The sequence below is a fragment of the Ornithinimicrobium sp. genome (assembly GCF_035267225.1).
In the GTDB taxonomy this organism is placed as follows: domain Bacteria; phylum Actinomycetota; class Actinomycetes; order Actinomycetales; family Dermatophilaceae; genus Ornithinicoccus.
On sequence record NZ_DATFMA010000043.1, the window covers coordinates 1 to 2,027 of the forward strand.

Below are 2,027 nucleotides of genomic sequence, written 5' to 3' on the forward strand. Positions count from 1 at the left end.
CCAAGAACCAGGGCGCATGGCCCTTTATGGCCCTGAACCTCCCGGAGTCGCTCGAGCGGCACGGGGAGAAGCGGCCCATCGAGATCGTCTCTCGTCCTGCGGCCGCCTCCCCCGCCACCGGCTCGGCCAAGGCGCACGCCGCCGAGCAGGAAGACCTCTTCGCCGCGGCGTTCGCCCGGTGACCTCGCTCCCCGAGGCCCGGGCCGGCTCCGGCCTGCCCGACCTGCCCGAGGGCTGGAGCTCGGCCACCCCGCTCGATGCCGACGTTCCTGACCTGGTCCGACTCCTGCGGCGCCACGAGCGTCAGGCGCGCGGCTTTCCGGGAGCCGACAGCGAGAACGTGGCCGCGGAGGTGACCGGGCGTGGGATGCGCACCCACACCCACGAGATCGTGCGCGACGACGAGGGGGTGGCCCGGGCGTGGGTCAGCTGTCACGACCGGGCCAGCGAGCGCGTCCTCGTCGGGGTCACCGTCGACCCGGACCTGCAGGACCATCTCGCCGACCGGGTGGCGGTGCACTGTCTCGCGGTGGCCGAGCGGTTCTCCACCGCCATCGCGCAGTCACGGCGAGCACGTCGCTCGCACATGGACTCCGGCGCCTTCGCTGGGGACGACAGACAGGGGCGTTGGCTCTCCGAGGCCGGCTTCGTCCTGGTCCGCGACTGGTGGCAGATGTCACGCCCGGTGGCCGAGCACGAGAAGGACAGCCTGCCGCCGCCGCGGGAAGGCGTCGATGTGCGGCGCGTCCGGCGGGACGACGCGGTGGGCATGCCCGACGAGGACGACCTACGCGACGTGCACCGCATGCTCGAGGTCTCGTTCGCCGACCACTTCAACTCCTACCGCGAGACCTTCGAGGAGTTCGTGGGGCGGCTGCGGGAGGACCCCGGCCACCGGTGGGACCACTGGTGGTTGGCGTCGGTGGACGGCGAACCGGCCGGAGCGCTGGTGGCCACCACCATTACCGGCCGGGTCGACGACGGTGGCAACCCCCAGCGCGACTCCTCGTACGTCGAGTACATCGGGGTCGACAACAATGCTCGCGGGCGCGGCGTGGCCAAGGCGCTGCTCCACACCGTGATCGCCGACGCCGCGGCGCGGGGCCGGGACAAGGTCGGTCTGGAGGTGGACGCCGACTCCCCCACCGGGGCGGAGGGGCTCTACACCTCCATGGGGTGGGAGACGGCCTACACCACGCAGTCGTGGCACAAGGAGCTCTCTCTGGACACCCCCACCGTGTGAGCGGTCCCGTTGCGCCGGGGCGCTAGGGTCGGTGGGGACTCGGAACGACGAACGGAAGAGGCAACACAGGTGAGCTTCGGAGCACAAGGATCGGCAGTGGAGTTCACGCCCAGCGCCGAGTTCGGGGTGGGTGAAGGACCTCGCGACATCGGGCTGTGCTTCGTGGGCGACGGCTTCGTGGCCGGCTACGGCGACCCCAAGGCCCTGGGATGGGTGTCCCGGGTGGTGGGCCGGACCTCCACTCGCGAAGCGGACCTGACCGCCTACAACCTCGGTGTCCGCAACGACTCCAGCGCCGACGTCATGCACCGGTGGCGTACGGAGTGCGGCCTTCGCTGGGCCGGTCGCTCGGAGCGGCGGCTGGTGGTGGGCGTGGGTGCGCGCGACGTGCCGGCCGGGGTGAGCACGGCACGCTCCCGGCTCAACCTGGCGAACGTCCTCGACGAGGCGGCGACCTCCGGCATCGCGACGTTCGTCGTGGGCCCCACCCCGACCCTCGACGCCGAGGTCAACGCGCGGATCGAGGTGCTGTCGGTGGCTCAAGCCGACGTGTGCGACCGCCGCAACGTCCCGTTCGTGGACTGCTTCCGTCCGTTGGTGCAGCACGACCAGTGGCTCTCCGATTTGTCAGCCGGCGATGGCACCCACCCAGGTCAGGCGGGCTACGGCCTCATCGCCTGGTTGGTGCTGCACTACGGCTGGCAGCGGTGGCTCCAGCTGCAGGACTGAGCGTTCCCTCTTCGCGCGTGCCTCATCGGCCCCGGGTCAGCGACTCCACCCACTC

3 protein-coding genes are annotated in these 2,027 nt (G+C 71.3%); all 3 read left to right on the forward strand.

What is annotated here, in order from left to right:
- Positions 1 to 182 (forward strand): hypothetical protein (locus VJ976_RS02710; RefSeq protein WP_324098570.1); only part of this gene is annotated, 182 nt, incomplete at its 5' end.
- A complete protein-coding gene (locus tag VJ976_RS02715; RefSeq protein WP_324098571.1) occupies positions 179 to 1,243 on the forward strand; it encodes a GNAT family N-acetyltransferase in 1,065 nt (354 codons plus the stop codon). The genes VJ976_RS02710 and VJ976_RS02715, both read left to right, overlap by 4 nt.
- Before the next feature lie 96 nt (positions 1,244 to 1,339).
- The gene (locus tag VJ976_RS02720; protein WP_324098572.1) at positions 1,340 to 1,972 is read left to right on the forward strand and encodes a GDSL-type esterase/lipase family protein; all 633 of its coding nucleotides are present in this window, start codon (positions 1,340 to 1,342) and stop codon (positions 1,970 to 1,972) included.
- Positions 1,973 to 2,027 lie beyond the last annotated feature (55 nt).